This window comes from Roseateles sp. Mitsp63, assembly GCF_059491535.1.
Window position 1 is genome coordinate 4,907,322 of record NZ_CP168509.1, and the last position, 23,405, is coordinate 4,930,726.

Consider the following 23,405-nt stretch of genomic DNA (forward strand, 5'->3'; position numbering starts at 1 on the left):
GTCAGCCGGTCAGCACCGCGTTCGGGATGACGGCGTTCGGGATCACGGCGTTCGCCAGCGCCAGATGGGGCGGTTGCGGCCAGTCCCGGTCGAGCTCGACCAGCACCGTCGTCGGGAAGCTGGCATTGCCGGCGGCATCGACCTGCACCACCGACACCGTGTACCGGCCCTGCAGGTGGTCGAACAGGCTGGCGGGAAGCTCGTCGCTGGCCCAGGGAAAGAACGCCCCGTTGTTGATGGAGATCTGCACGGTCGTGGTGGGATCGCGCTTGTCGATCCGCATCGCCGGATCGGACGTGATGCCGTCCGTCGCCGACAGGCCCGTGTCGTTCACCAGCGAGATCCGCGCCCCGGCCGGGGCCGTGGTGTCGAGCTCGAAGTCCAGCCAGGCCTGCGCGCTGTCGTGCCCGGCCGCGTCGCTCTGGTAGACACGCACCGTCTTCGGACCGTCGCCGGTCGCCGCGGCGATCCGGCCCGGGATGGTCGCGAACTCGCCCTGCGTCCAGGTCGCGCCGCCATCGAAGCTGTACCACCAGCGGCCGTCCGGCTCGAGCCCGCTGACCGCCACGGTGCCGTCATTGGTCAGCGGCCGGCCGTCCGGGGCGGTCGCGGCGATCCGCTGCAGCCCCAGCACCGCGGTCGCCGTGGACGGCGTCCCGCCCTCCAGCGCCGGCTCGTGCGGCCGCGCCGCCACGATGGGCAGCGGGATGGCGCCCGGCTTCGCGTCGCCGGGGCCGCCGGTGATGCCCGCCGGGACACCTCCGGCGCCGCCGCCGGAACCCGCCGCCATCGCGCCAGCGCCCAGCCCGCCGAGCATCAACGCCATCAGCGGGGTGCGCTCGTCGTCGTCCTGCGCGGACGCGGCGGCATCGGCGGCGTCATCCACGGGGTCATCGGAACCATCGGCCAGCGGCGCCAGCCCGGTCATCGGCAGTCGAGTGCGGAACATGTCGGATCCAGAAGAGTGGGAGGAGGCCCAAGTGTTCGCCTCACCCGCGGTCCGCGCATCTGCCTACTCCAGTAGGCGAACCCGTCCGCCCCACGGACTCCGGTAGTCGGACCGACTTGTCCGCGTGGGCGACGCGCCGGTGCGCTGTCCGGCGCCCGCCCGGACGGCGTCCGTCCGGCGTCCGCGAACTGTCCGCGGACACCTCAAGCGCGTGACGCGCGAGCGGCAAGTGCTTGATTTCCCAGGTATTCCTCCCCGCGGACCGCCTGGCATGGCGCTTGCGAACAAGTGCGGCATCGATCACACGCGCCACCGCTCGGACACCTTCATGATTCGCGACACCTCCGCACAGGACCGCCCCGTTGCCCGCCCCCACGGCCGCCGCCGCCTCTGGCTGGCGCTGGGCGGCGCGGGGCTGCTGATCGCCGCCGTCACCGCCGCGCCGGCGGTGCAGCGGATGATGGGCAGCGGCAACTCGGTGAGCCTGCAGCGGCTCTCGGTCGCCGCGGTCGAGATCGGCCCGCTGGTGCGCGACGTGGCCGGCGAGGGCAAGGTCGTCGCGGCGATGAGCCCCACCGTCTACGCGCTGCACGGCGGCAACCTGGTGCTCAAGGTCAAGGCCGGCGACAAGGTCGCCAAGGGGCAGTTGCTCGGCGAGATCGACAGTCCCGACCTGCGCGCCAAGCTCGCGCAGGAGCAGAGCAATGCCGACGCGCTGCGCACCGAGGCCCTGCGCGCCGAGGTCGATGGCCGCGAGCAGCGCGCCGCGCTGCGCTCGAGCTACGAGAACGCCGCCATCGACCTGCAGACCGCGCGCAACGACCTGGAGCGCCAGACCAAGGCCTACGAGGCCGGCGCCGTGGCCGGCATGCAGGTCGAGAAGGCGCGCGACGCGCTGGAGAAGGCCCGCATCACCGCTGCCCACGCGCAGTCGGGCCTGGGCCTGAAGGACGACAGCCTGAAGTTCGAGCTCCAGTCCAAGCAGCAGGCGCTGCAGCGCCAGCAGCTGCTGGTGAAGGACCTGGAACGCCAGGTCACCGAGCTGCAGCTGCGCTCGCCGGTGGACGGCCAGGTCGGCCAGTTGCTGGTCGCCGAGCGCGCCAACGTCAACGCCGGCACCGGCCTGCTGACGGTGGTCGACCTGAGCGCGCTGGAAGTGCAGATGCAGGTGCCCGAGAGCTTCGCCCGCGACCTCGCGATCGGCATGCCCGGCGAGATCGCCGGCAACGGCCGCCAGTGGCGCGGCCTGGTCAGCTCGGTGTCGCCCGAGGTCGTCAACAACGAGGTCGCCGCGCGCCTGCGCTTCGACGGCGCCACGCCCGACCAGCTGCGCCAGAACCAGCGCCTGTCGGTGCGCGTGCTGCTGGACCGCCGCGAGAAGGCGCTGACCGTCGCCCGCGGCAGCTTCGTCGAGGACGGCGGCGGCCGCTTCGCCTACGTCGTGGAGGACGGCCAGGCGGTGAAGCGTCCGATCCGGCTGGGCGCGCAGAGCCTGTCCAAGGTCGAGATCCTGGAGGGCCTCAAGCCCGGCGACCGCATCGTGGTCTCCGGCGCCCAGGCCTTCGACGGCGCCGAGCGCGTCACGCTGAGCCCCTGACGCGCCGCCCCACGCCCCGCCCCCCATTCCGATTTCCGCGAAATCCCCGGACAACCCGCGAACCACCGCCATCACCGCCCCGTGAGGACTCCCATGCTGAAGATGCAATCGCTCTCCAAGGTCTACCGCACCGAAATGATCGAGACCTACGCCCTGCGCGACTTCAACCTGCAGGTGCGCGAAGGCGAGTTCGTCGCCGTGACCGGGCCGTCGGGCTCGGGCAAGACCACCTTCCTGACCATCGCCGGCCTGCTGGAGGCCTTCAGCGGCGGCCGCTACGAGCTCGACGGCGTCGACGTCAGCGGCATGAACGACACGCAGCGCTCGCGCATGCGCAACGAGAAGATCGGCTTCATCTTCCAGGCCTTCAACCTGATCCCCGACCTGAATGTGCTGGACAACATCGAGGTGCCGCTGCGCTACCGCGGCATGAAGTCCGCCGAGCGCCAGCGCCGCGCCCGCGAGGCGCTGGCCCGCGTCGGCCTGTCCGCGCGCGAGCGCCACTACCCCGCCGAGCTCTCCGGCGGCCAGCAGCAGCGCGTGGCCATCGCCCGCGCGCTGGCCGGCGAACCGCGCCTGCTGCTCGCCGACGAGCCCACCGGCAACCTGGACAGCGCGATGGCGCGCAGCGTGATGGACCTGCTCGAGGAGCTGCACCGCGACGGCGCCACCATCGTGATGGTCACGCACGATCCGCAGCTCGCCGCCCGCGCGCAGCGCAACGTGCATGTGATCGACGGCCAGGTCGTCGACATCGCCGCCGAGCTGCACATGGATCCCGCGCTGCTGCGCGCCGCCCCCTCCGCCGCGTCGGCCTGAGTCCATGCGCATGTCCTTCCCTTCGAGACTGGCGGCGCTGGCCGTGGCCGCGCTGTGCGCCGGCTGCTGCCTGCCGGCCGCCGCCGAGGACCTGCTCGAGGTCTATGCGCAGGCCCGCGCCGCCGACCCGGTGCTGGCGGGCGCGCGCTCGGTGCTGGGGCAGCAGCGGGAGCTCGCCGTCCAGGCCCGCGCGCCGCTGCTGCCGCAGTGGTCCGCGCAGCTGAGCGAGCAGCGCCAGGATGGCGGCGCCCGGCAGCATGGCCTCACCCACGGTATCACGCACAGCCTGACCCAGGTGCTGGTCGACCTGAGCCAGCTGCGCAGCTGGGATGCGGCGCGGACGCTGGCCGACGCCGAAGGCGCGCGCGTGCGCGCCGCCGAGGCCGACCTCTGCGCCCGTGTCGCCCGCGCCTACTTCGGCGTGCTGACGGCGCAGGCCGCGCTGACCACCGCGCAGGCCATCGAGGACGCCTACGGCCAGCAGGTCGCGCAGGCGCAATCGCGCTTCGAGGCCAAGCTGTCGGCCTCGCTCGATGTCGAGCAGGCGCGCGCCTATTTCGAGCTGGCGCGCGGCGGCACCGCGCAGGCGCAGGAGGCACTGCTCGACGCGCGCCAGGCGCTGGCGCAGCTCACCGGCCAGATGCCCGGCGCGCTGCATCCGCTGGCGCCCGAGCTCGCGATGCTGATGCCCGATCCCGCCGATCCTCAGGCCTGGGTGACGCAGGCGCTGCGCGACAACCCCTCGCTGCAGGCGGCGTCGCTGGCGGTGACCGCCGGCGACCAACGCGTGGCCGCCGCCCGCGCCGCGCACCTGCCGACGCTGAGCGCCGGCCTGGACGGCCAGCGGCTGTCGGGCTCGGCCGTGGGCAGCGACGTCGCCGGCCGCTACAACACCACGGTCGGCCTGAAGCTGACCATCCCGCTGCTGGCCGGCGGCGCGACCGAATCGCAGAAACGCCAGGCCGTGTTCCAGCGCGAGCAGCTGCGCGACGACCTGGAGGGCGCGCGCCGCGCGATGACGCGCGAGACGCAGGCGCAGTACCAGGCGGTGCTGTCGGCGCTGAGCCAGATGCGCACCGCCGGCGCAGCGGTGCAGGCGGCGGACAAGGCGCTGGCCTCCACGCGCAGCGGCCTGGACCTGGGCGCGCGCTCGATGACCGACCTGCTGCTGGCGATCCAGACGCAGAGCAACGCCCGCAATGCCTGGGAGCAGGCGCGCCACCGCTACGTGCTGTCCAAGCTGCTGCTGCAGCAGGCGGCCGGCGCGCTCGGCGAGCCGCAGCTGGCCGCCGTCAACACGCTGCTGGACCCGGCGCCCGCCGCGGTGACGGCGGCCCGATGAGATGAGAGGGGACCCCCGATGCTGACCTACTACCTCGAACTGGCCCTGCGCGCCTTCCGCAGCCATCGCGGCCTGACCGCGCTGATGCTGCTGTCGATCGCGATGGGCGTGGCCGCCTGCATGACGACGCTGACGCTGTTCCACGTCATGTCCGGCGATCCGATCCCGGACAAGAGCGGCCGCCTCTTCAACGTGCAGCTGGACGCCGAGTCCAGGCGCGACTGGAAGCCGGGCGACGAGCCCGAGCTGCAGCTCACGCGCTTCGACGCCGAGGCGCTGCTGCGCGAGAAGCGCGGCGTGCGCCAGGTGATGATGACCGGCGCCTTCATCGCGGTCGATCCGGCCGGCTCCGGCGACGCGGCGCAGCCGCCGTTCTTCACCGGCGGACGCTGGACCTCGGCGGACTTCTTCGCGATGTTCGAGGCGCCCTTCCGCTACGGCAACGGCTGGTCCGCCGCCGACGACGGCGCGGAGGCCCGCGTGGCGGTGATCTCGAGCACCCTGAACGACCGGCTCTTCGGCGGCCAGGACAGCCGCGGCAAGACCGTGCGGCTGCGCGACAAGGACTTCACCGTGGTGGGCGTGCTCAAGCCGTGGCGCCCGGCGCCGCACTACTTCGACCTGACGCTGGGCGCCTATGCGAAGCCGGCCGACGTCTATGTGCCCTTGAGCACCTCGCTGTCGCTGCGCCTGGGCGCCTCCGGCAACATGAACTGCTGGGGCCGCACCGATGGCGTCGACCCCCGCGCGCCCAACGCGCCCTGCGCCTGGCTGCAGTACTGGGTGCAGCTCGACACGCCGCAGCAGGTCGCCGACTACAGGACCTACCTGACGCAGTACTCGGACCAGCAGCGCGAGGCCGGCCGCTTCGAGCGCCCGTCCAATCCGCGGCTCAGCAGCGTGATGGCGTGGTTGACGCTTCAGAAGGTGGTGCCCAGCGACATCAAGCTGCAGGTGTGGCTGGCCTTCGGCTTCCTGGCGGTGTGCCTGACCAACACGGTGGGCCTGCTGCTGGCCAAGTGCCTGCGCCGCAGCGGCGAGATCGGCGTGCGGCGCGCGCTCGGCGCGCCGCGGCGGCAGATCTTCCTGCAGTTCCTGGTCGAGGCGGGCACGCTGGGGCTGGCCGGTGGCCTGCTGGGCCTGGCGCTGACCTGGGCCGGCCTGTGGGTGGTGCGGCAGAACCCGTCCGATTACGCCCAGCTGGCGCAGCTCGACTGGCCGATGCTGGCCACGACGCTGGGCGTGTCGCTGGCGGCCAGCGTGCTCGCCGGGCTGCTGCCGGCGTGGCGCGCCTGCCAGATCACGCCCGCCATCCAGCTCAAGACCCAGTGACCGAATGACCCAGTGGCGCGGCCGCCGCCGCGCCGAGGAGCCTTCCCCATGGACATCCTGCCCATCCTCTCGACGCTCAAGCGTCACAAGACCGCCGCCGGGCTCATCGTGCTGCAGATCGCGCTGACCTGCGCCATCGTGTGCAACGCGCTGTTCCTGATCTTCCAGCGCATCGAGCGCATCACCGCCGACACCGGCATGGCCGAGCCGGAGCTGGTGATGTTCTCGCTGTCCAGCATGGCGCGGGTCGAGAACCCCGAGCCGCAGACGCAGTCCGACCTGGCCGCGCTGCGGCAGCTGCCGGGCGTGGCCTCGGTGACGCTGACCAACCAGTACCCGTACGGCCGCAATTCCAACAACTCCGGCGTGCGGCTCAGCCCGGACACCACCCAGCCCAGCCGCGTGGTCGCCGGCCACTATCAGACGGGGCGCGACTTCATCCGCACCATGGACCTGGAGCTGGTCGAGGGCCGCGATTTCGAGCCCACCGAGTACGTCGCGAACTCGTCGCTGGACAACGACCCCAATCCGCGCGTGCCGGCGGTCATCGTCAACAAGCGGCTGGCGGAGCGGCTGTGGCCCGGCGAATCGGCGCTGGGCAAGGCGATCTACGTCTATGGCGACCAGCCGCAGCGCGTCGTCGGCGTCGTGCGGGAGCTGGCCTCGCCCAGTCCGGGCTCGCAGGACGAGAACACGCTGCACACGATGATGTTCCCGGTGCAGCCGAGCTTCCGCGGCGGCAGCTTCGTGATCCGCGTCGCGCCCGGCGCCGACCGCGAGGCGGTGCTGAAAGCCGCCACCGGCAAGCTGCTGGCCAACAGCCCGGGCCTGCGCCGCGTGATCCGCGACCAGGACACCATGCTCAAGCTGCGCGCGAACTACTACCGCCAGGACCGCTCGATGATCCAGCTGCTGGCCGGCGTGTGCGTGGGCCTGCTGGTGGTGACGGCCTTCGGCATCGTGGGCCTGGCCAGCTTCTGGGTGCAGCAGCGCACGCGGATGATCGGCACGCGCCGCGCGCTGGGCGCCACGCGCGGCCAGATCCTGCGCTACTTCCAGACCGAGAACCTGCTGCTGTCCACGGTGGGCATCGTGCTCGGGATGATCGGCGCCTACGGCATCAGCCTGCTGCTGATGCGGACCTACGAGCTGCCGCGGCTGCCCTGGGTCTACCTGCCGGCGGGTGCGCTGGCGCTGTGGGCCCTCGGCCAGATCGCGGTGCTGGCGCCGGCGCGCCGGGCCGCGGCGCTGCCGCCGGTGGCCGCGCTGCGCGGCGGTTGAGCCGCGCGCGGGATCCGTGTCATCCGATATGCTGCGCCACCCATGAGGACCGTCCTGATCATCGATGACCACGCCGGTGTCGGCGAGGCGCTGTCGCTGCTGCTCTCGCTGCACGACATCGAGCCGCTGTACGCGGCCTCGCCGGCCGAGGGCATGGCGCTGCTGGGCCAGCGGCGCGTGGACCTGGTGATCCAGGACATGAACTTCAGCGCCGACACGACCTCGGGCGAGGAAGGCCGCGCGCTGTTCCAGCGCCTGCGCGAGCGCCATCCGGACCTGCCCATCATCCTGCTCACCGCGTGGACGCAGCTGGAGCAGGCCGTGGCGCTGGTGAAGGCCGGCGCGGCGGACTATCTCTCCAAGCCCTGGGACGACGCCAAGCTGCTGGCCACGGTCGAGAACCTGCTGGAGCTGGCGGAGAACGGCCGCGCGCTGCGCGAGAGCCGCCATGAGCAGCGCCAGCGGCGTGACGAGCTGCGCCGCCGCTACCAGCTCGACGGACTGGTGTTCGAGTCGCCGGCGCTGACGCGCTGCCTGGAGCTGGCCTGCCAGGTCGCGCGCTCGGCGGCGTCGGTGCTGGTGACGGGGCCCAACGGCAGCGGCAAGGAGCGCATCGCGGCCATCGTGCACGCGAACTCGGCGGTCGCGGACGGCCCCTTCGTCGCGGTCAACTGCGGCGCGCTGCCGGGCGAGCTGATCGAGGCCGAGCTCTTCGGCGCGGAGAGCGGCGCCTTCACCGGCGCGGCCAGCGCGCGCGAGGGCCGCTTCGAGAAGGCGGACGGCGGCACGCTGTTCCTCGACGAGATCGGCAACCTGCCGCTGGCCGGCCAGGTCAAGCTGCTGCGCGTGCTGGAGACCGGCCGCTTCGAGCGCCTGGGCTCGAGCCGCACGCGGCAGACGACGGTGCGGGTGATCTCGGCGACCAATTCGGACCTGCGCGCGATGGTGCGCGCCGGCGCCTTCCGCGAGGACCTGTACTACCGGCTCAACGTGATCGAGGTCGCGCTGCCGGGCCTGGCCGAGCGGCCGCAGGACATCCTGCCGCTGGCCGAGCATTTCCTGGCCGGGCGCGCGGCGCTGAGCGACGGCGCGCGCGAGGCGCTGCTGGCGCATCCGTGGCCGGGCAACGTGCGCGAGCTGAAGAACGCGATCGAGCGCGCGGCGCTGCTGGCGCCGGGCCGCGTGATCGGCGAGGCCGACCTGGCGCTGCCGGCCGCGGCGCCACTGGCCTCGCGCAACCTGGACGAGCCCAGCCGCGAGTCGGTGGTGGCGGCGCTCGAGGCGGCCTCGGGCGTCGTGAGCCGCGCGGCGCAGTCGCTGGGGCTGTCGCGCCAGGCGCTGTACCGGCGCATGGAACGCTACGGGCTGGACGCCGGATGAAGGAAGCGCCACGGGCGGAGCGACGCGCGGGCTGGCACCGCTCGCTGCATCTGCGGCTGGCGCTGTGCCTGGTCGCCGCCGCCATCGCGGCGGTGCTGATCCACATGACGCTGACGCTGTGGCCGGTGCCGCAGTTGATGGCCGCGCTGGGGCGCACGCCGTTGGCGCCGTGGAGCTGGGGGGCGCTCGCGCTCAGCTTCGCGCTGATGCTGCCGATCGCCTGGGGCCTGGCCAGCCTGCTGCTGATGCCGCTTGCCAGCCTGCTGCGGGCGCTGGAGAGCACGGTGCTCAGCTACCGCGACGGCGAGTTCGGCAGCGCCATCGCCGCCGACGCGCCGGGCGGCCTGTCGGAGCTGTCCAGCCTGATGCGGCTGCACAGCGAGCTGGGCCAGGCGCTGCGCGAGCAGCGCCGGCACCTGGCGCAGCGGGAGTTGCTGCTCGACACCGTGGTGCAGAACACGCCGGTGGCGCTGGTGCTGACCGACGCGCAGGAGCGCATCGCCTACGCCAACATCGCCGCGCGGCAGCTGATGGACCAGGGGCGCAGCCTGGCGGGGCGCTCGCTGGACGAGGTGCTCGCCGAGGCGCCGCAGGACCTGCGGCTGGCGCTGGCCGGCGCGCAGGACGGGTTGTTCAGCGTCGGGCTGGATGGGCAGGAGGAGCGTTTCCACCTGTCGACGCGGGACTTCCGGCTGCAGGGCCAGCCGCATCGGCTGCGGCTGCTGCGGCGCATGACGCGCGAGCTGTCGCGGCAGGAGGTCGCGAGCTGGAAGCGCGTGATCCGCGTGATCAGCCATGAGCTGAACAACTCGTTGGCGCCGATCTCGTCGCTGGCGCACAGCGGCGCGGAGCTGGCGCGGCGCGGCCAGCACGAGCGCGTGCCCGGTGTCTTCGCCAGCATCGGCGAGCGCGCGCAGCACCTGCATGCCTTCCTGGCCGGCTACGCGCGTTTCGCGAAGCTGCCCGCGCCCGCGCTGGCGCCGGTGGACTGGGGGCCGTTCATCGAATCGCTGGGCGCGCATTACCCGTTCACGCTGACGGGCGCGCTGCCCGCGGCGCCGGGCCGCTTCGACGCGGCGCAGATGGCGCAGGCGCTGATCAACCTGCTGAAGAACGCGCATGAGTCCGGCAGCGCGCCGGACGGCGTGAGCCTGGCCGTCAGCGCGCCGCGCGAGGACTGGCGCATCGAGATCGGCGACCGCGGCCCGGGGATGACCGAGGCGCAGCTGTCGCAGGCGCTGCTGCCGTTCTATTCGACCAAGCGCAGCGGCAGCGGGCTTGGCCTGGCGCTGTCGCGCGAGATCGCCGAGGCCCACGGCGGCCGGATCGCGATGGGCAACCGCGAGGGCGGCGGCCTGTGGGTGGCGATCAGCTGGCCGCGCGCGTGAGGCTCATTTGTAGAAGGCTTCGACCTTGCCCTTGAGCTTGATCATCAGCGGCTGACCCTTGCGGTCGAGCGTGCGGCCGGCCGGGACCTTGATCCAGCCTTCGGAGACGCAGTACTCCTCGACGTCGCGGCGCTCCTTGCCGTTGAAGAGGATGCCGATGTCGTGCTCGAAGACCGCGGCGTCGTGGTGCGGGCTGCGCGGGTCGATGGACAGGTGGTCGGGCAGTTCGGGGCGGGTGGTGTCGCTCATGACAGGTTCGTGCAGGGGAATCCGAAAACGCGGCATTGTCCCGCAGACGAGCGCCCTAACATCGCCCGCATGAACGCCGCCGCACATCCCCTCCCCGAGACCTTCTCCTCGTCCTCCTCCGCCATCGATGCCATCACGCTGAAGGCGCTGGCGGACTTCCCCGCCCAGCTCGCCGCGCATTTCGCGCTCTTCCCGGCCGAGGCCCGGCATTGGGCGCCGCCGTCCTGGGACGGCGTGCCGAGCGAGCCGCTGACCGCGATCGAGCAGGTCTGCCATGTGCGCGACATCGAGATCGAGGGCTATCAGCAGCGCATCCGCCGCACGCTGGCGGAGGACGATCCGCTGCTGCCTTCGCTGGACACGGACGCGCTGGCGCGCGATCGCCGCTACGGCGAGGACGACGCGGCGGCCGCGCTGGCCGCCTTCACGGCGGCGCGGACCGAAACGCTGGCGATGCTGGCCGCGGTCACGCCCGAGCAGCTGACGCGCCGCGCGCGCTTCGAGGGCTATGGCCCGCTGACCTTCAAGGCGTTGATCCACTACCTGTGCAGCCACGACCAGCAGCACCTGGCGGGGCTGCAGTGGCTGCTCGGGCAGTTGGACGCGGGCGATGCATCTTCAAAGAACTCGGCTCAAAGCAATCCCGAACCACGATTTCGTTACGAGTCTCGTCAGACCTAGCAGGCTGCTGAAATACTGATTCCAGGAGAGCCTGACATGCCGCGTCAGATTCCTATATCAATCCCGAATCGGGGGAGTCGGCATCGCCGCCAAACACGGACTCGACGAGTTTTCCGCCCACATGGACGTTGATCATCCATGAGAGCTCACCGCAGCGCTTAAGAATCGTCGCGTTGGCAATTTCCTGAGCTCGGAAAAGGAAATCACGGATCTCATCAACTCCAATTTCGAGAGGCGCGCCGATGCATATCTATCGGGAGGTCATCTGCCAAAAAAAACGCAAGCAGAAATTTAATATAACTTCATTTCCAATAAGATATCAGTCAAACGATGAGGGATGCCCGTGATTTGCAACTCTCTCGACAATCTGAAAATATCCTGAATCTTCACGCCACTCTCGTATTTACCTTCGTCCAGGCTCTCCCAAAAAAAACTCTTTTGGGATGATTATGTGCGCGAGATCCTTGTAAAGAAATGGCTGCCCCCACACTCCGCTGTCGCCTATGAATTCAGTATTAATGTCATTTAACGCCGGCAAGCCGGAGGTCCAATAGTGAATGTCTGTCGATAGGCTTCCGAATGTAGTCCATGCACACCACGAAGGGCTAGCTGCCGCCATTCTTCGCCCCTCGCCTAGAACCTGGACGCAGACAGTAAAGAACATTTGCCACTGTTCATTTTTCATGATCACGAATCTGGTTTATAAGGAAACTCGATAGTCTCCATGCAGGGGTGCCTCACCCCTTGGCAGGTACAAACAAATCGCGTGCAGGCTGTTCTATGAGGTCAACATTCTTGGCGCCACGTCCTGGAATCAGTATTTCAGCAGCCCGTTAGCGCCCGCGAGCCGACAGCCAAGCCAATACACAGCAGACTGCGGCAGGGATGATGACGGCGAACGTCCAGAACAGACTATCTACACCTCTAAACACTAGTTCATATGCGCCAAGGCCCACCGCACCGATAGCGAATACCGCGGACACCACAGCCCATAGTCTGCGAAGCCGCATGACTTTCAGACAGGCGATAAATCCAAGGCCCTCACATATCGTCAGAAGCAACAAGGTCGAGTAGATGTAGGCAAAGCTCTCCACTGCCCATCCTTAGTTTGAGCAGTCGCAATTGACGCCGACACCGGATGACATCGCGCGATAGATGTCGTCGATGGTCTTCTGCTGCAACGCGGGCGTCAGGCCATTCACATTCTCATTGGACGTAGGAAACACGCCGTGCCGGGGAGCATCGCTGTTACTCCATTTTTGAAACCCCGAATGCGCCGGCGAGGTGTTATCCATGATGGGGTGCAACGCAAACCCCAGAGCGAAGTATGCATCGTGCAATGCCAAGTTGGCCGATGCTTGGTTCCCCTGCGCTGACCAATAGTTTGCGCTCTTGAGGTTGGACTGGTACAGCGCCAAGTTCTTCGCGAAGAATTCGTTCAGCTCTTTGCACGATCGGGTATGTCCAGCATTTCAACGCCCCGACGCTGGTGACCCACGGGCAGTTGGATTACCGAGTGCCGGATGCGCAGGGGTTGGCGTACTACAACACGCTGAAGGCGCAAGGGGTGGACGCCAGGCTGGTGTGGTTCCCGGATGAGAACCATTGGGTCATGAAGCCGCGGGACTCGAAGCTCTGGCATGGGGAGTTCTTCGAGTGGCTGAAGCGGTATGACAAACCTCGAAAAACCACTGGGAAGCGCGAAGGGAAGTAAGTTCCTGAGGAATTAAAGAATGGGCCTGCGATTGCAGGCCCATTTCATTTCCGCTGTGCCATAAGGAAAAAACGTCGCCGACCAGCAGAACCACGATAACGGCCGCGCCCCTGGCTAGAAATTGACTGCATCGTGAATGCACGTCATCGGACCAAGCAACTCAATTCGACCTATTTCTGCGAACTCTCCGCTTGCCGTCGCGAGAAGTACTCGTCGCGCGAGAGAACCGAGTACCTGTAGCTCGCGTCGCGTATGAAGTAATACTCTTCGTTGATTGAGTAATACGTGTCTGAAAGCAGACGCTGTGCCTTCGTTACCTCGGCCCACCCCGCTGGGACCTCGCCATATGCCAGCGTTGTGAGGGTGGCTTGGCCATCCTTGTCGGTGACGTTTTGAATCTGCCAGACAGTCCGTCCGATAGCCCCCTTGGAGCCCGCCTCCGTCACAGAAATGAAGTGCAGCTGCACCCCTCGCTTGCCACATTCCCCGCCTTCGTTCAAGCAAAAGACGGGTCCCATGGCGGCGTCCCACCGCTCAATTTCAAGGAACCACTGCTTAGTGCAAGCGGCTAGTAACACGAACTGCGCGAGGATGATGATGTTGCGCAGGGTTTTCATTTTGAGCATGAGCAGTTGTCCTTCACATAGTCTGCGATCGCTTGGTATCGCGCGAAATCGCCTCCAGACAGACGAATGAACAGGTAGTCCTCAAAGAGCTGCCCTTGCTGCTCTACGTTTCCCGTCTTGTACGTACCCAACATCGTCTGCGGGTCGTCCGAACTCGAATACGAATAGGGGTCCGAGATTCCGAGTGACGCCTTCAACTGCAGAAGCGCGGCCTGTCCCGTCACGTTGATGCCATTCAGCCGTTGAAGTTGATGCAGCGATTCATGGCCCATTATCGAAGCGACGCGCGGAGATGACAGGTTCAGCTCCTTCGCAGGGTCTTGGTCCTGAAAGTACGACTGTGGGAAAGAGATGAAGCCTTTATCAAGTGAGACAGCCCGCCGAGTGTCACCAATCGTCCGAACGTTGACGTCAAATGTGGAAAGGACGGAGTCTAGGCAGCTGCCAAAATGGGAGCGAAGGAAGGTTTTCTCGTTGTCCGTTAGTGGTCGCAGGCCAGAGGGGTCGACGAGTTGCGTTGGGCGCGACCGTGCATATGTGTATGTCGAGTAGCTTCGCCCCGCAAGGCCAATGGGGTCGCTTTGGACATATCTTCCGGTCGTCCCGTCATAGTCCCGGAAGTAGTTGTAGTTCAGCCCGGACTCGCTGTCGTAATACTGCCCCGGGAAGCGCAGGTTGAACGTGATCGGTGAGAGCCCCGCCGGCGCTTGCTCCGGTTGCGTCGTGCCGAAGGGCTCGCTGATCCAGCGCCAGCGCGCGGCACCGGTCTTGTCGATGAGCACCCGCGGCGCGTCCAGGTGATCCGCGTACGCGAGCAGAGGCAGCGGCGACGCCACGGAACCAACGATCACCGCCACGGGCGTGTCGCCCAGCCAGACGAATTCCTGCACGACACCAGCGGTGTTGTACTCGCCCAGCAGATGCCCTTGCTGGTCGTACGCGAAGTCCCGCAGCCCCACGCTGTGCTCCTTGTGCACGCGCTGCCCGCCGGCGTCGTACTGGTAGGTCGTCGTCAGGCCGTTCTTGGTGAGCGTGCCAAGCCGGTTGTCCAGCCGGATCGTCGTCGTGTAGGCGAGCCCGGTGTCGCTCAGCGTGTTGCCCGCCGCGTCGTAGCCGAAGCTTCGCGTGGGATTGGCGATGCTCGTGAGCCGGTTGCTGTTGCTGGCCGTGGTGTAGGTCCGCGTCGTGGCGTTGAGCTTGACGCTGGTCCGGTTGCCGTTGGCGTCGTAGCCGATGGTCCAGGAGTTGGCCGGCGTGACGATGCCGGTGAGCCGGCCCATCTCGTCATAGCTGAAGCTCTGGTTCATCGCCTGGGCTTCGGCGGTCACCTGGCCTGTCGTGGCATCCAGGTGCGTGTAGCTGGCGATGCGATCGGCTGCGTCGTAGGTGATGTCGCGCACCACCGAGCCCAGCGGGTAACGGACGAGGCGTCCGTATTGGTCGTAGATCCTCTCCTGCGCTTTGGCGCCGGAGTTCAGCTGCATCTGCCAGCTCTGTAGAGCGCCAAAGGAAGTCCACTGGATCTGGCTGATCAGCGGGCTGGCTGTGCTGCTCGCGTCTTTGGCCAGGCTCATGCTGACCGGCAGGCCGTTGACATAAGCGATGGTCAGCACGCGTCCCGAGGGATACGTGATGTTGGTGACGTGTCCGGCCAAGTCGTAGCCGTAGCGGGTGGTGAGCACCGCCGAGCCAACGGTCTGGATCACGTTGGTCACTCGACCGAAACCGTCGTAGCCGTACTTGGTGTTCCCGGCAGGACTGGTGGCCGTGGTGAGACGGCCGACCCCGAAACCGAAGACGCCGTCCTTTTGGTCGTAGGTCCACGAGTAGCTCAGCGTCGGCTGACCGCTCTTCGCGTAGACCGCCGAGGTCATCCGATCCAGGTCGTCGTAGCCGTAGGTACCGAGCACACCACGGCTGTCGGTCCGCGTGAGCAGGTTGCCGTTCGCGTCGAAGGTGCTGTTGGCGGTGCCGGTGTCGGGGCTGGTGAGCTGGTTCAGATCGCCCAAGCCATTGCGCTGGTATGAGGTGATCAGTTGCCTCGGGTCCGTGACCTGCTTGAGCTGATCGAGGCCGTCGTAGCCCAGCGTCGTCACGCCGTTGCGAGCGTCGATGTTGGTCTTCACGCGATCGAGCGCGTCGTACGCGTTTGACGTCGCGAAGCCAAAGCCGGAAACACCCTTGGCCTTGATGACCTTGGTTGGGTTTCCCTTGGCGTCGTACTCGTAGTCCGTCACCGGCGCGGGCGAGACCGGCGGTGGCGGCAGCGTCGCTGCGTGAGCGATCGATGCGATCGCGGTGAGGCCTGCGGCGATCGCAGACGCGATCGCGCTCCGGCACTTCGAGTGCCTGTCTTCTCGCTTCATGACTTACTCCCTGCCCGTCGTCTGTTGTGCGCGCCCGAGCGCGTCGTACGCGCGGCTCATGGCCCGTTGCAGCGTTCCTTGTGGATCCTTGGCGGCTTCCTGCGTCCGATTGCCGCTCTGGTCCAGCGTGTACTCGATGCGATTGCCCAGCGAATCGGCCACGGCGACGAGGCGGTGCGCGTCGTCGTACTCGTAGGTGGCGAAGCTGCCGTCCGGCTGGGTCGCCTTCTTCAGCAAGCCGGTGGGCCAGTACTCATAGGCAGTGACCGCGCCTTGCGTGGTCGTCGACAGCAGGCGCTGGCGCGCGTCGTACGCATAGGTCGTCGAGATGCCGTTCGTGTCGATCATCTCCAGCGGCTGGCCGTACGCGTTGTAGCGTGGGAACTGCGTCAGATGTCCAAGCACGTTGCTCGTCGATTGAAGGTCGCCCTTCGTGTGATCGGCCGTCGTGTCGGCGTAGTACACGTTGGTCACGACCGCCTTGCCCAGCGGGTTGGTCTCCGTGAGCACCTGGCCGGTGGCGTTGTAGGTCCAGCTCGTGGCGCGTGCGGCGACGCCGCTTTGCAGCGTCGCGTTGAAGCCTTGCGCGCCGGTCTCATCGATCGTCGCCTGCTCGACGCGCTTGCACAGCACGACGATGGGTTTGCCATCCGGCAGCTTCGCATCCGCCGGCGCGCAGCTCGCGATCGCACCGCCATTGAACACATCGGGCTGGCCGTTGTAGACCAGCGTCGTGATGCGCCGAGGCTCGGCCGTTTTCGTCGCCACGCGCCAGTCCGGATGCCACTGCGTCGACACCTTGCGCGCGCCTGCCGGCAATGCCCCCGTCACGGCGCTGCAGTCCGTCGCCGGCGTCAGCCCTTCCACGCGCGCCGTCTCCAGGTTGCGCGCCGTGTCGTAGCTCATGCAGCTGCGATTGCCGTTGAAGTCATCGAGCCGCGTTACGTTCATGTGGTCGTCAAGCACCCGCGAGGTCGTCGCCAGCGGACTGCCCGCTCCCGGCGCCTGCGTCTTCGCGGTCCACATCGACGTCCCGAACGACGTGGTGGACTGCAGTTCCTGCACCTGCCCATTGGGCAACTGGACCTTCAGCCCCTTCGGCGGCTGCAGCACGTGGTCCAACCAATCCACGCCGCTGGCCGGGTCGTACGAAGACTTCCGCGACAGACGAGGCGGCTCGTCCCACGACGCGATGTACTTGTCCAGCCCCAGCGCCCGCTCGGAAGAGATGGCGCGTCCCTGGCCGTCGTAGCCGTAGGTCCCCGCGCGCACGCTGCTTTCGTCGAGATAGCCCGTCAGCGCCCAGTTCAGATCGCTGCGCTCGTAGAGCAGCTGCTGAGCCGTGCCGTCCGGCCACTCGACCCGGGCGATCTGCTCGTTCGCGCCGTACCCGATGACCAGGCGCCGGCCGCCCGGATCCACGATCGCGGAAACCCGCGACCTCGACTCCGACCCCATGCGCGTGTACTCGAAGGTCCAGCGGCGGCCGAAGTGGTCGGTCAGCGACAGCGGCAGCCCTTCGTCAGGCGTCGCTTCGCCCGGCGCCTCCAGCGTCGTGCGGGCCACCGCCAGGCTCCGTCCGTCGAGCGCCGTGACCTTGATGAGCATGCCGCGCGCGTCGTACTCCTCGATCACCTGGCGATCCGCATCGCGGTAGGAGAAGCCCTGCGCGGTCTTGGTGAGCTGGTCGTTGATCTGCATGCCGACCGGATTGAAGCCGGCGCCCGACTGCAGGAAGCTCGTCCAATCCCCGCTGCCGCGGGCCACATTGGCGAGCGTGCCGCTTCCGCCGACGGACGTGTAGACCGCCTTGTCGATGCTCGCCGTCCACATGGGTCCGAAGGCCGGGGGATCCGATCGCAGATAGGGCGTTTCGCCTTCGCCATAGGGCAGCTTGCTCATCGAGCTGTAGGTCAGCTTCAGGCCCGTCCACGGCTGCCAGCCGGCGGTGAGCGCCTGCACCTTCAGGCCTTGCTCCGGGAAGATCGGATTGCCGTAGCAGGTCTTGCACGGCGTGAGGATCACTCGATCACGAACCGGCGTGCAGTAGCCACCACCGGAGGTCTTCATGTACACCTGCCCCTCCGGGCAGACGCATTGGCGGCTTTGCGGGTCGAAGTACTGGTCGCAGACCTTGGAGGCCGACACCATCCCCTCGACCGTGGCCTCGTACGGAGCGTTCCATCCGCACTTCTGGGTGTACTTGCCTTGCAGCTTGCAAAGCGCGACTCCATTGCTTGAGCTCGTGGCGTTGACCTGGCAAGCCTGCGTCACCGACCAGTCGATCTTGCTGTTGCAGGCGGTCTCCGCCGAACACTGACTACCCTGGATCAGCGCCAGATAGCTCGCGAAGTACTGCTCGGGTCGCCCGGGCGCGCCGTCCGAACGAGCGACGTGGTAGACACCGCCGTTGTAGGTCCATCCCCCGCCCGATTCATTGCAGGCTGGACCGTACTCCGCCGCATCGAGCCTCCATTCCGAAGGCATCTGCCGTTCGTTGGCCATCGCCGGCCCGCCGATCAACATGGCAACGAGCCAGAGCATGGCCGCGGCCCCGCCTCTGGAAGACACAAGAGACTTCGCTGCCCGCAGGCACGCGCGCATGGCAATTGATAGCGGCTTCATCGCTCCCCATCCGATCTGCAAGAAAACGGCGACAGGGAGGAGCGGCTCACGGGCGTGAGCCGATGCACGAGGGTCCGGCGAGCGTCTATCGCGCCCGACGCCGGTTCAGCCTCTCTCCCTGATTGAATAGCGCGCGATTCTGCACGACGGAAACACTGATTGCAGATGACCTCTGAACTGTTTCAGATCCCACCAAGGCATCACAGGTAGCTGCCTTGCATTCTTGGCAAGGCAGTTCACCCGAGCGGTGGGTCGAGAACCCCTGCACGACGGTGCAACCCTGGGCGATTGGGCACCTGACCGACAGCGGGCTGCCGAATCGAGCATCGAGCGCCAGAGCAGTTGGCGGCCGCGGCCCGGCTTTTGCCCTCCCGGGCATGTCGAGGGCTTTCGGCTTACCTACACGTCGCAGCGCTGGATGACCGGCGTCGCGTACTCGTGGCCGACGACGGCGCGGGCGAACAGGTAGTTCTCGCGGGCCTGCTCGCTGAGCTGGTCGAGCGCGACCAGGCCATGCTCGTCGCACGGGAAGGACAGGCCGCGGCCCGCATGGAAGAGGGATTCGAACCGCAGCAGGTAGCGGCCCTGGCCGGCGCTCGTGCGAACGGATACATCGCGCTGGAGCGCGGCGAATTGGGACGGACTCATGGACGGACTCCGAGGCCCGCGGGGAGGTCGGGGCCGGACGGGTCAACCTTAGACCCGCGCCCTCGCGGCCGCGCGTGCATACGTCGCGCTTTGCCCGACTGTCGGCCCTGCCCCCCTCACTCGCGTCATCGAGGCGTCATCGATGCATCACCGGCATCGCTCCAAACCACAGCCGACGCCTCACCAGCGCGCCGCGGCGCCGCGGCGCGCGCCCCCCCCCAGTTCCAAGGGCGCGGCGCCTTGAACCTGGGGCCGGCGTTGCCAATACTTTTCTGTTCCCCGTCCCGCATCAGGCAACAGGAGCCGACCATGCCCAAGTACGTCATCGAACGAAACCTGCCGGGCGCCGGCGCGCTCTCCGCTGCCGAGCTGCAGGCGGTCTCGCAGAAGTCCTGCGCGGTGCTGTCGGACCTGGGCCCGTCGGTCCAATGGCAGCAGAGCTACGTCACCGACGACAAGCTCTACTGCGTCTACATCGCCCCCAGCGAGGCGCTGATCCGCGAGCACGCGCGCATCGGCGGTTTCCCCGCCGACCGGATCTCTCAGGTGCGCCGCGTCATCGACCCGACCACCGCCGAGTCCTGAGGCCTCAGCCGCCCGCCTTCTTCGGCGCGAAGCCAGCCTGCGTCAGCCACTGCATCACCTTGTCGAGGTGATCGCCCTGGATCTCGATGGTGCCGTCCTTGACGGTGCCGCCCGTGCCGCAGGCGGCCTTGAGCTTCTTGGCCGTCTCGGTCAGCTCGGCCGCCGTCATCGGCAGGCCCAGCACCACCGTCACGCCCTTGCCCTTGCGGCCGGCCGTCTCGCGCCGCACCCGCACCTTGCCGTCGCCCAGCACCGCGCTGGCCGCCAGCGCCTTGCAGCGGCAGTCGGCCTGCGCCTGCCGGCATTGCGGGCAGACGCGCCCGCCCTCCGTCGAGTAGACCAGCGCCATCGCCCCGTCCCTTTCCTGTGAATGCCGCGCTCAGCGCGCCAGCGTGCGCGCGAAGAAGGCGTCGATGGTGCGGTACAGGTGCAGCTTGGCGCTGCGCCCCGCGATGCCGTGCGCCTTGCCCGGATAGATCATCAGCTCGAAGGGCCGCGACGCATCCTGCAGCGCCTCGGTCATCCGCAGCGTGTGCTCGAACAGCACGTTGTCATCGGCCGTGCCATGCACGATCAGCAGCGGCTTGCCGAGCAGCCTGGCGCGCTCGATCAGGTTGGCCTGGCGGTACGGCGCGGTCTGGCCGCCCTTGCCGTCCTGCGGCAGGCCCAGGTAGCGCTCGGTGTAGGCAGTGTCGTAGAGCGTCCAGTCGGTCGGCGGCGCGACAGCCACCGCCGCGGCCAGCGGCGTGTCGGCGTCCAGCATCGCGCGCTCCGCCAGGAAGCCGCCATAGGACCAGCCGAAGAAGCCGATGCGCCTGGCGTCGACACCGGCCACCTGCCTGGGCAGCTGACGGACGGCGGCGAACAGATCGTTGACATCGACCTCGCCGAACGCATGCCGGTGCGCGCGCGTGAAGGCGCGGTCGCGGTTCTGCATGCCGCGCGTGTCCAGCGTGAAGACGCCGTAGCCGCGGCGTTGCCAGTACGCGATCAGCGCGGTGTCGCGGCTCCAGTTCCAGTTGGTCGTCGAGGTGCCGGGGCCGCCGTAGGCCATCGCGATCACCGGATGCGGGCCGGCCTTGCCGTCCAGCGGCGCGAAGTACAGCGCGTTCAGCGGCGTGCGGCCGTCGGCGGCGGTGATGTCCACGACCTGCGGCGCCGGCACGATGCGCGCCAGCAGCGGATCGGGCGCGTCACCCGGCAGCGCGAGCGGCGCGGCGCCGGCCTTCACCGGCTGCAGCGACAGCGCCGGCGGCTCGCCCCACGCGCCGCGCGTGACCAGCAGCTGCGCGCAGTCGCCATCGCCGCGGGCATCGCGCCATTGGCGCGGCTGGGCGCCGTCGAGCACGCGGCCCTGGCCGTTCAGGTCGATGGCGAAAAGCTCGCGCGAGCGGCCGCGATCGCGCGCCGCCGCGTAGACCACCGTCTTGCCATCGCTGCACACGCGATGCGCGACCGGCTCCGGCTCGTTGGTCAGCGGGCGGCGTTCGCCGGTGCGGCGGTCCACCAGCACCAGCTGGCGGCGCCCCGAGGCTTCGCTCGACCACAGCAGCGCCGGCTGGCCCGAGAGCTGCAGGCCGTCGATCTCCAGCAGGTCGTCATGCACCTCGACCCAGGCCGGATCGCGCTCGTCGATCACGGTGCGGCCCGGGCCGGTGCCATTGGCGTATTCGGTCAGCGCGAGCTTGTGCTGGTCGCGCGTCAGCGTCTGCAGCCAGGGCGTGCCGTCGCCGAACCAGCCGGCGCGGGCGATGTATTCCGCATCGGCGGGCAGCGGCAGCGGCGTCGCCCGGCCGTCCGACACCTGCAGCGTCCACGCGGTGACGCGGGCGTTGTTGTCGCCGGCGCCGGGATAGCGCTGCTGCGTCATCGTGGTCCGGTCCGCGAAGATCTGCGCCCGCGTCTTCACCGGCACCTCGCTCTCGTCGACGTTCAGCGCCAGCAGCTGCTTCCCGTCCGGCGACCACCAGTAGCCGCGCTGGCGGCCCAGTTCCTCGGCCGCGATGAATTCGGCCAGGCCCCAGAAGCGCGTGTCCGTCGCGCCCTTCGTCAAGGCGCGCGCCGGCGCGCCGCCGTCCAGCGGCTGCACCCACAGCTCGCCGCCCTTCACGTAGGCGACGCGGCTGCCGTCGGGCGAGCAGGCCGGGTCCTGTTCGGGCACCTGCTCGTCCTGGGTCAGGCGCTGCGCCTTCGGGCCCTGCCCGGTCAGGCGGACGAGGTAGAGATCGCCCGACAGCGGAAACAGCAGCGCCTGGCCCGACGGACCGCACCACTGGTAGCCGGTGATGCCGCCTTGCGAGATCCGCTTGCGCTCCAGCGCCATGCGCTCCGCCTCGGTCAGCTGCTGGCTGCGGCCGCCCAGCACCTCGGCCGCCGACACCAGCTTGCGCGGCGCGCCGCCGGCCGCGGGCTGCGCCCAGAGCTCGAGCTGGTCGCTGTCGCTCTCCGACGGGCGCAGGTAGCTGACCCAGGCGCCATCGGGCGAGATCTCCGCCTGGCGGACCACGCGGCCCTGCAGCGGCGGATCGCCGAGCACGCGCTCCAGCGAGAGCGGCACCACCGGCGCCGCGGCGGTCGAGAGCAGGGGCGCGCACGCGGCGGCGAGCGCCAGCAGGCGCGAGGTCAGTCGGAAGGCGGTCATGCGGCGATCAGCGAGTCGCTGTCTTGTTGTTGATCGGTGAGGTCGGCGTCGCAGGCGGTGGACGCGTCGACGGGCGCGTCGTCATCGGTCTCGGGCGGCGGCGACGCCGGATCCAGCGCGCGGCCGAACAGCGCCAGCGCCAGCGCGTCCGGCGCGTTGATCGTGCGCACGCGCTGGTAGGTCTCCTCGGCCTCGGGATGGCGGCGGCGCAGGTAGTGCAGCCATTGCTTGAGCCGGCCGGCCTGGTGGCGCGTCGCGACCTTGCGGCGCACCTGCGCGAAGAAGCCCTCCATCAGCGGGAGCATGTCGGCCCAGGGCAGCGGCGCGGCGCCCTGCCCGGCGCGCGCCGCGCGCACGGCCAGCGCCAGTCCCGGATCGGCCACCATGCCGCGCCCCAGCATCAGCGAGGCGCAGCCCGATTCCTCCAGGCAGCGCAGCGCGTCGCAGGCGGTCCAGACCTCGCCATTGGCGACGACCTCGATGCCGACGGCTTCGCGCACGACGGCGATCTGGTCCCAGAACGCCGGCGGCTTGTAGCCGTCGCGCTTGGTGCGGCCATGCACGACGAGCTCCGCCGCGCCGCCGGCCTCGATCGCGCGGGCGCAATCGAGCATGCGATCGCGGTCCTCGTTGCCGAGCCGCATCTTGGCCGAGACCGGCACCCGCGCCGGCACCGCGCGGCGCACGGCGGCGACGATCCCGCCCACCAGCTCGGGCTCGTCGAGCAGCACCGCGCCGCCGCGATGGCGGTTCACCGTCTTGGCCGGGCAGCCGAAGTTGAGGTCGATGCCTTCCGGGTCCAGCTCGGCGAGCCGGGCGGCGTTCTCCGCCAGGCACTGCGGGTCCGAGCCGAGCAGCTGCGCCCGCACCGGGACGCCGGCGCGCGTGCGTCCGCCGTTCAGCAACTCCGGCACGATGCGCGTGAACACGCGGCGCGGCAGCAACTGGTCGGTGACGCGGATGAACTCGGAGACGCAGCGGTCCACACCGCCGACACGGGTCAGCGTGTCGCGCAGCATGTGGTCCAGCAGGCCCTCCATGGGCGCCAGCAGAATCATCGGAGGCAAGGGGAAGCGCGGCGCTCGTGACGCCGCGGATCGGGATCTGGAAAGCCCGAGAGCATAGCGGAACGTCCACACCGCCTGTGGATAAACGCGTGCACAGGCTGCGCAGCAATCGCGC

20 protein-coding genes are annotated in these 23,405 nt (G+C 68.7%); 10 read left to right on the forward strand and 10 right to left on the reverse strand.

What is annotated here, in order from left to right; genetic code table 11:
• Nucleotide 1 precedes the first annotated feature (1 nt).
• The gene (locus ACEN96_RS21235) at nucleotides 2-949 is read right to left on the reverse strand and encodes an Ig-like domain-containing protein (protein WP_495585037.1); all 948 of its coding nucleotides are present in this window, start codon (nucleotides 947-949) and stop codon (nucleotides 2-4) included.
• 271 nt (nucleotides 950-1,220) lie between these two features.
• On the opposite strand from ACEN96_RS21235, the gene ACEN96_RS21240 reads away from it, so the two are divergent.
• The 7 genes from ACEN96_RS21240 to ACEN96_RS21270 all read left to right on the forward strand — a co-directional run bounded on the left by ACEN96_RS21240 (nucleotide 1,221) and on the right by ACEN96_RS21270 (nucleotide 10,088).
• Nucleotides 1,221-2,546 (forward strand): efflux RND transporter periplasmic adaptor subunit, encoded by a 1,326-nt coding sequence (locus ACEN96_RS21240; RefSeq protein WP_495585038.1) that lies wholly within the window; start codon nucleotides 1,221-1,223, stop codon nucleotides 2,544-2,546.
• A gap of 93 nt (nucleotides 2,547-2,639) precedes the next feature.
• Nucleotides 2,640-3,365: an ABC transporter ATP-binding protein gene (locus tag ACEN96_RS21245; protein ID WP_495585039.1), complete on the forward strand. Its 726-nt coding sequence runs from the start codon at nucleotides 2,640-2,642 to the stop codon at nucleotides 3,363-3,365.
• 10 nt (nucleotides 3,366-3,375) lie between these two features.
• On the forward strand, nucleotides 3,376-4,707 hold the full coding sequence (locus ACEN96_RS21250; protein WP_495585040.1) for a TolC family outer membrane protein: 1,332 nt from the start codon (nucleotides 3,376-3,378) through the stop codon (nucleotides 4,705-4,707).
• An 18-nt stretch (nucleotides 4,708-4,725) separates the two neighbouring features.
• Nucleotides 4,726-6,039, forward strand: a complete 1,314-nt coding sequence (locus ACEN96_RS21255) for an ABC transporter permease (protein ID WP_495585041.1) — start codon at nucleotides 4,726-4,728, stop codon at nucleotides 6,037-6,039.
• A gap of 48 nt (nucleotides 6,040-6,087) precedes the next feature.
• Entirely contained in the window at nucleotides 6,088-7,320 is a 1,233-nt protein-coding gene (locus ACEN96_RS21260) for an ABC transporter permease (protein WP_495585042.1), read from the forward strand.
• A 42-nt stretch (nucleotides 7,321-7,362) separates the two neighbouring features.
• On the forward strand, nucleotides 7,363-8,700 hold the full coding sequence (locus tag ACEN96_RS21265; RefSeq protein WP_495585043.1) for a sigma-54-dependent transcriptional regulator: 1,338 nt from the start codon (nucleotides 7,363-7,365) through the stop codon (nucleotides 8,698-8,700).
• A complete protein-coding gene (locus tag ACEN96_RS21270) occupies nucleotides 8,697-10,088 on the forward strand; it encodes a sensor histidine kinase (RefSeq protein WP_495585044.1) in 1,392 nt (463 codons plus the stop codon). Before ACEN96_RS21265 ends, ACEN96_RS21270 begins: the two co-directional genes overlap by 4 nt.
• 3 nt (nucleotides 10,089-10,091) lie before the next feature.
• On the opposite strand, the gene ACEN96_RS21275 is transcribed toward ACEN96_RS21270, so the two are convergent.
• A complete protein-coding gene (locus tag ACEN96_RS21275) occupies nucleotides 10,092-10,337 on the reverse strand; it encodes a DUF3297 family protein (RefSeq protein ID WP_495585045.1) in 246 nt (81 codons plus the stop codon).
• 69 nt (nucleotides 10,338-10,406) lie between these two features.
• Between ACEN96_RS21275 and ACEN96_RS21280 the strand changes: the two genes are divergently transcribed.
• The gene (locus tag ACEN96_RS21280; protein WP_495585046.1) at nucleotides 10,407-11,018 is read left to right on the forward strand and encodes a DinB family protein; all 612 of its coding nucleotides are present in this window, start codon (nucleotides 10,407-10,409) and stop codon (nucleotides 11,016-11,018) included.
• Between the two features lie 1,103 nt (nucleotides 11,019-12,121).
• Here ACEN96_RS21280 and ACEN96_RS21285 read toward each other — a convergent pair.
• Complete coding sequence (locus tag ACEN96_RS21285; RefSeq protein ID WP_495585047.1) at nucleotides 12,122-12,436, reverse strand: hypothetical protein; 315 nt, start codon at nucleotides 12,434-12,436, stop codon at nucleotides 12,122-12,124.
• 35 nt (nucleotides 12,437-12,471) lie between these two features.
• On the opposite strand from ACEN96_RS21285, the gene ACEN96_RS21290 reads away from it, so the two are divergent.
• Nucleotides 12,472-12,732 (forward strand): prolyl oligopeptidase family serine peptidase, encoded by a 261-nt coding sequence (locus ACEN96_RS21290; protein WP_495588654.1) that lies wholly within the window; start codon nucleotides 12,472-12,474, stop codon nucleotides 12,730-12,732.
• Nucleotides 12,733-12,902: 170 nt separating this feature from the next.
• Here ACEN96_RS21290 and ACEN96_RS21295 read toward each other — a convergent pair whose 3' ends face one another.
• From ACEN96_RS21295 to ACEN96_RS21310, 4 genes are all read right to left on the reverse strand, one after another.
• A complete protein-coding gene (locus ACEN96_RS21295) occupies nucleotides 12,903-13,358 on the reverse strand; it encodes a hypothetical protein (protein WP_495585048.1) in 456 nt (151 codons plus the stop codon).
• A complete protein-coding gene (locus ACEN96_RS21300) occupies nucleotides 13,346-15,724 on the reverse strand; it encodes an RHS repeat domain-containing protein (RefSeq protein ID WP_495585049.1) in 2,379 nt (792 codons plus the stop codon). The genes ACEN96_RS21295 and ACEN96_RS21300 overlap by 13 nt, the downstream gene beginning before the upstream one ends.
• 3 nt (nucleotides 15,725-15,727) lie before the next feature.
• The gene (locus ACEN96_RS21305; RefSeq protein WP_495585050.1) at nucleotides 15,728-18,211 is read right to left on the reverse strand and encodes an RHS repeat domain-containing protein; all 2,484 of its coding nucleotides are present in this window, start codon (nucleotides 18,209-18,211) and stop codon (nucleotides 15,728-15,730) included.
• A 537-nt stretch (nucleotides 18,212-18,748) separates the two neighbouring features.
• Nucleotides 18,749-18,997, reverse strand: coding sequence for a hypothetical protein (locus ACEN96_RS21310; RefSeq protein ID WP_495585051.1), 249 nt, complete (start codon nucleotides 18,995-18,997; stop codon nucleotides 18,749-18,751).
• A gap of 309 nt (nucleotides 18,998-19,306) precedes the next feature.
• Between ACEN96_RS21310 and ACEN96_RS21315 the strand changes: the two genes are divergently transcribed.
• The gene (locus tag ACEN96_RS21315; RefSeq protein WP_495585052.1) at nucleotides 19,307-19,582 is read left to right on the forward strand and encodes a DUF4242 domain-containing protein; all 276 of its coding nucleotides are present in this window, start codon (nucleotides 19,307-19,309) and stop codon (nucleotides 19,580-19,582) included.
• A 4-nt stretch (nucleotides 19,583-19,586) separates the two neighbouring features.
• Here ACEN96_RS21315 and ACEN96_RS21320 read toward each other — a convergent pair whose 3' ends face one another.
• Genes ACEN96_RS21320 through ACEN96_RS21330 form a run of 3 tightly spaced genes read right to left on the reverse strand, consistent with a single transcriptional unit; the run spans nucleotide 19,587 to nucleotide 23,281 of the window.
• Nucleotides 19,587-19,931, reverse strand: a complete 345-nt coding sequence (locus ACEN96_RS21320; RefSeq protein WP_495585053.1) for a translation initiation factor Sui1 — start codon at nucleotides 19,929-19,931, stop codon at nucleotides 19,587-19,589.
• 30 nt (nucleotides 19,932-19,961) lie between these two features.
• Nucleotides 19,962-22,223, reverse strand: a complete 2,262-nt coding sequence (locus ACEN96_RS21325; RefSeq protein ID WP_495585054.1) for a S9 family peptidase — start codon at nucleotides 22,221-22,223, stop codon at nucleotides 19,962-19,964.
• The gene (locus ACEN96_RS21330; RefSeq protein WP_495588655.1) at nucleotides 22,220-23,281 is read right to left on the reverse strand and encodes a tRNA dihydrouridine synthase; all 1,062 of its coding nucleotides are present in this window, start codon (nucleotides 23,279-23,281) and stop codon (nucleotides 22,220-22,222) included. The genes ACEN96_RS21325 and ACEN96_RS21330 overlap by 4 nt, the downstream gene beginning before the upstream one ends.
• Between the last annotated feature and the right edge of the window lie 124 nt (nucleotides 23,282-23,405).

Bases quoted from the DNA above. Each gene is read 5' to 3' on its own strand.
- ACEN96_RS21235 (WP_495585037.1), bottom strand. From the start codon at position 949: ATGTTCCGCACTCGACTGCCGATGACCGGGCTGGCGCCGCTGGCCGAT.
- ACEN96_RS21240 (WP_495585038.1), top strand. From the start codon at position 1,221: ATGGCGCTTGCGAACAAGTGCGGCATCGATCACACGCGCCACCGCTCG.
- ACEN96_RS21245 (WP_495585039.1), top strand. From the start codon at position 2,640: ATGCTGAAGATGCAATCGCTCTCCAAGGTCTACCGCACCGAAATGATC.
- ACEN96_RS21250 (WP_495585040.1), top strand. From the start codon at position 3,376: ATGTCCTTCCCTTCGAGACTGGCGGCGCTGGCCGTGGCCGCGCTGTGC.
- ACEN96_RS21255 (WP_495585041.1), top strand. From the start codon at position 4,726: ATGCTGACCTACTACCTCGAACTGGCCCTGCGCGCCTTCCGCAGCCAT.
- ACEN96_RS21260 (WP_495585042.1), top strand. From the start codon at position 6,088: ATGGACATCCTGCCCATCCTCTCGACGCTCAAGCGTCACAAGACCGCC.
- ACEN96_RS21265 (WP_495585043.1), top strand. From the start codon at position 7,363: ATGAGGACCGTCCTGATCATCGATGACCACGCCGGTGTCGGCGAGGCG.
- ACEN96_RS21270 (WP_495585044.1), top strand. From the start codon at position 8,697: ATGAAGGAAGCGCCACGGGCGGAGCGACGCGCGGGCTGGCACCGCTCG.
- ACEN96_RS21275 (WP_495585045.1), bottom strand. From the start codon at position 10,337: ATGAGCGACACCACCCGCCCCGAACTGCCCGACCACCTGTCCATCGAC.
- ACEN96_RS21280 (WP_495585046.1), top strand. From the start codon at position 10,407: ATGAACGCCGCCGCACATCCCCTCCCCGAGACCTTCTCCTCGTCCTCC.
- ACEN96_RS21295 (WP_495585048.1), bottom strand. From the start codon at position 13,358: ATGCTCAAAATGAAAACCCTGCGCAACATCATCATCCTCGCGCAGTTC.
- ACEN96_RS21300 (WP_495585049.1), bottom strand. From the start codon at position 15,724: ATGAAGCGAGAAGACAGGCACTCGAAGTGCCGGAGCGCGATCGCGTCT.
- ACEN96_RS21305 (WP_495585050.1), bottom strand. From the start codon at position 18,211: ATGCCTTCGGAATGGAGGCTCGATGCGGCGGAGTACGGTCCAGCCTGC.
- ACEN96_RS21310 (WP_495585051.1), bottom strand. From the start codon at position 18,997: ATGAGTCCGTCCCAATTCGCCGCGCTCCAGCGCGATGTATCCGTTCGC.
- ACEN96_RS21315 (WP_495585052.1), top strand. From the start codon at position 19,307: ATGCCCAAGTACGTCATCGAACGAAACCTGCCGGGCGCCGGCGCGCTC.
- ACEN96_RS21320 (WP_495585053.1), bottom strand. From the start codon at position 19,931: ATGGCGCTGGTCTACTCGACGGAGGGCGGGCGCGTCTGCCCGCAATGC.
- ACEN96_RS21325 (WP_495585054.1), bottom strand. From the start codon at position 22,223: ATGACCGCCTTCCGACTGACCTCGCGCCTGCTGGCGCTCGCCGCCGCG.
- ACEN96_RS21330 (WP_495588655.1), bottom strand. From the start codon at position 23,281: ATGATTCTGCTGGCGCCCATGGAGGGCCTGCTGGACCACATGCTGCGC.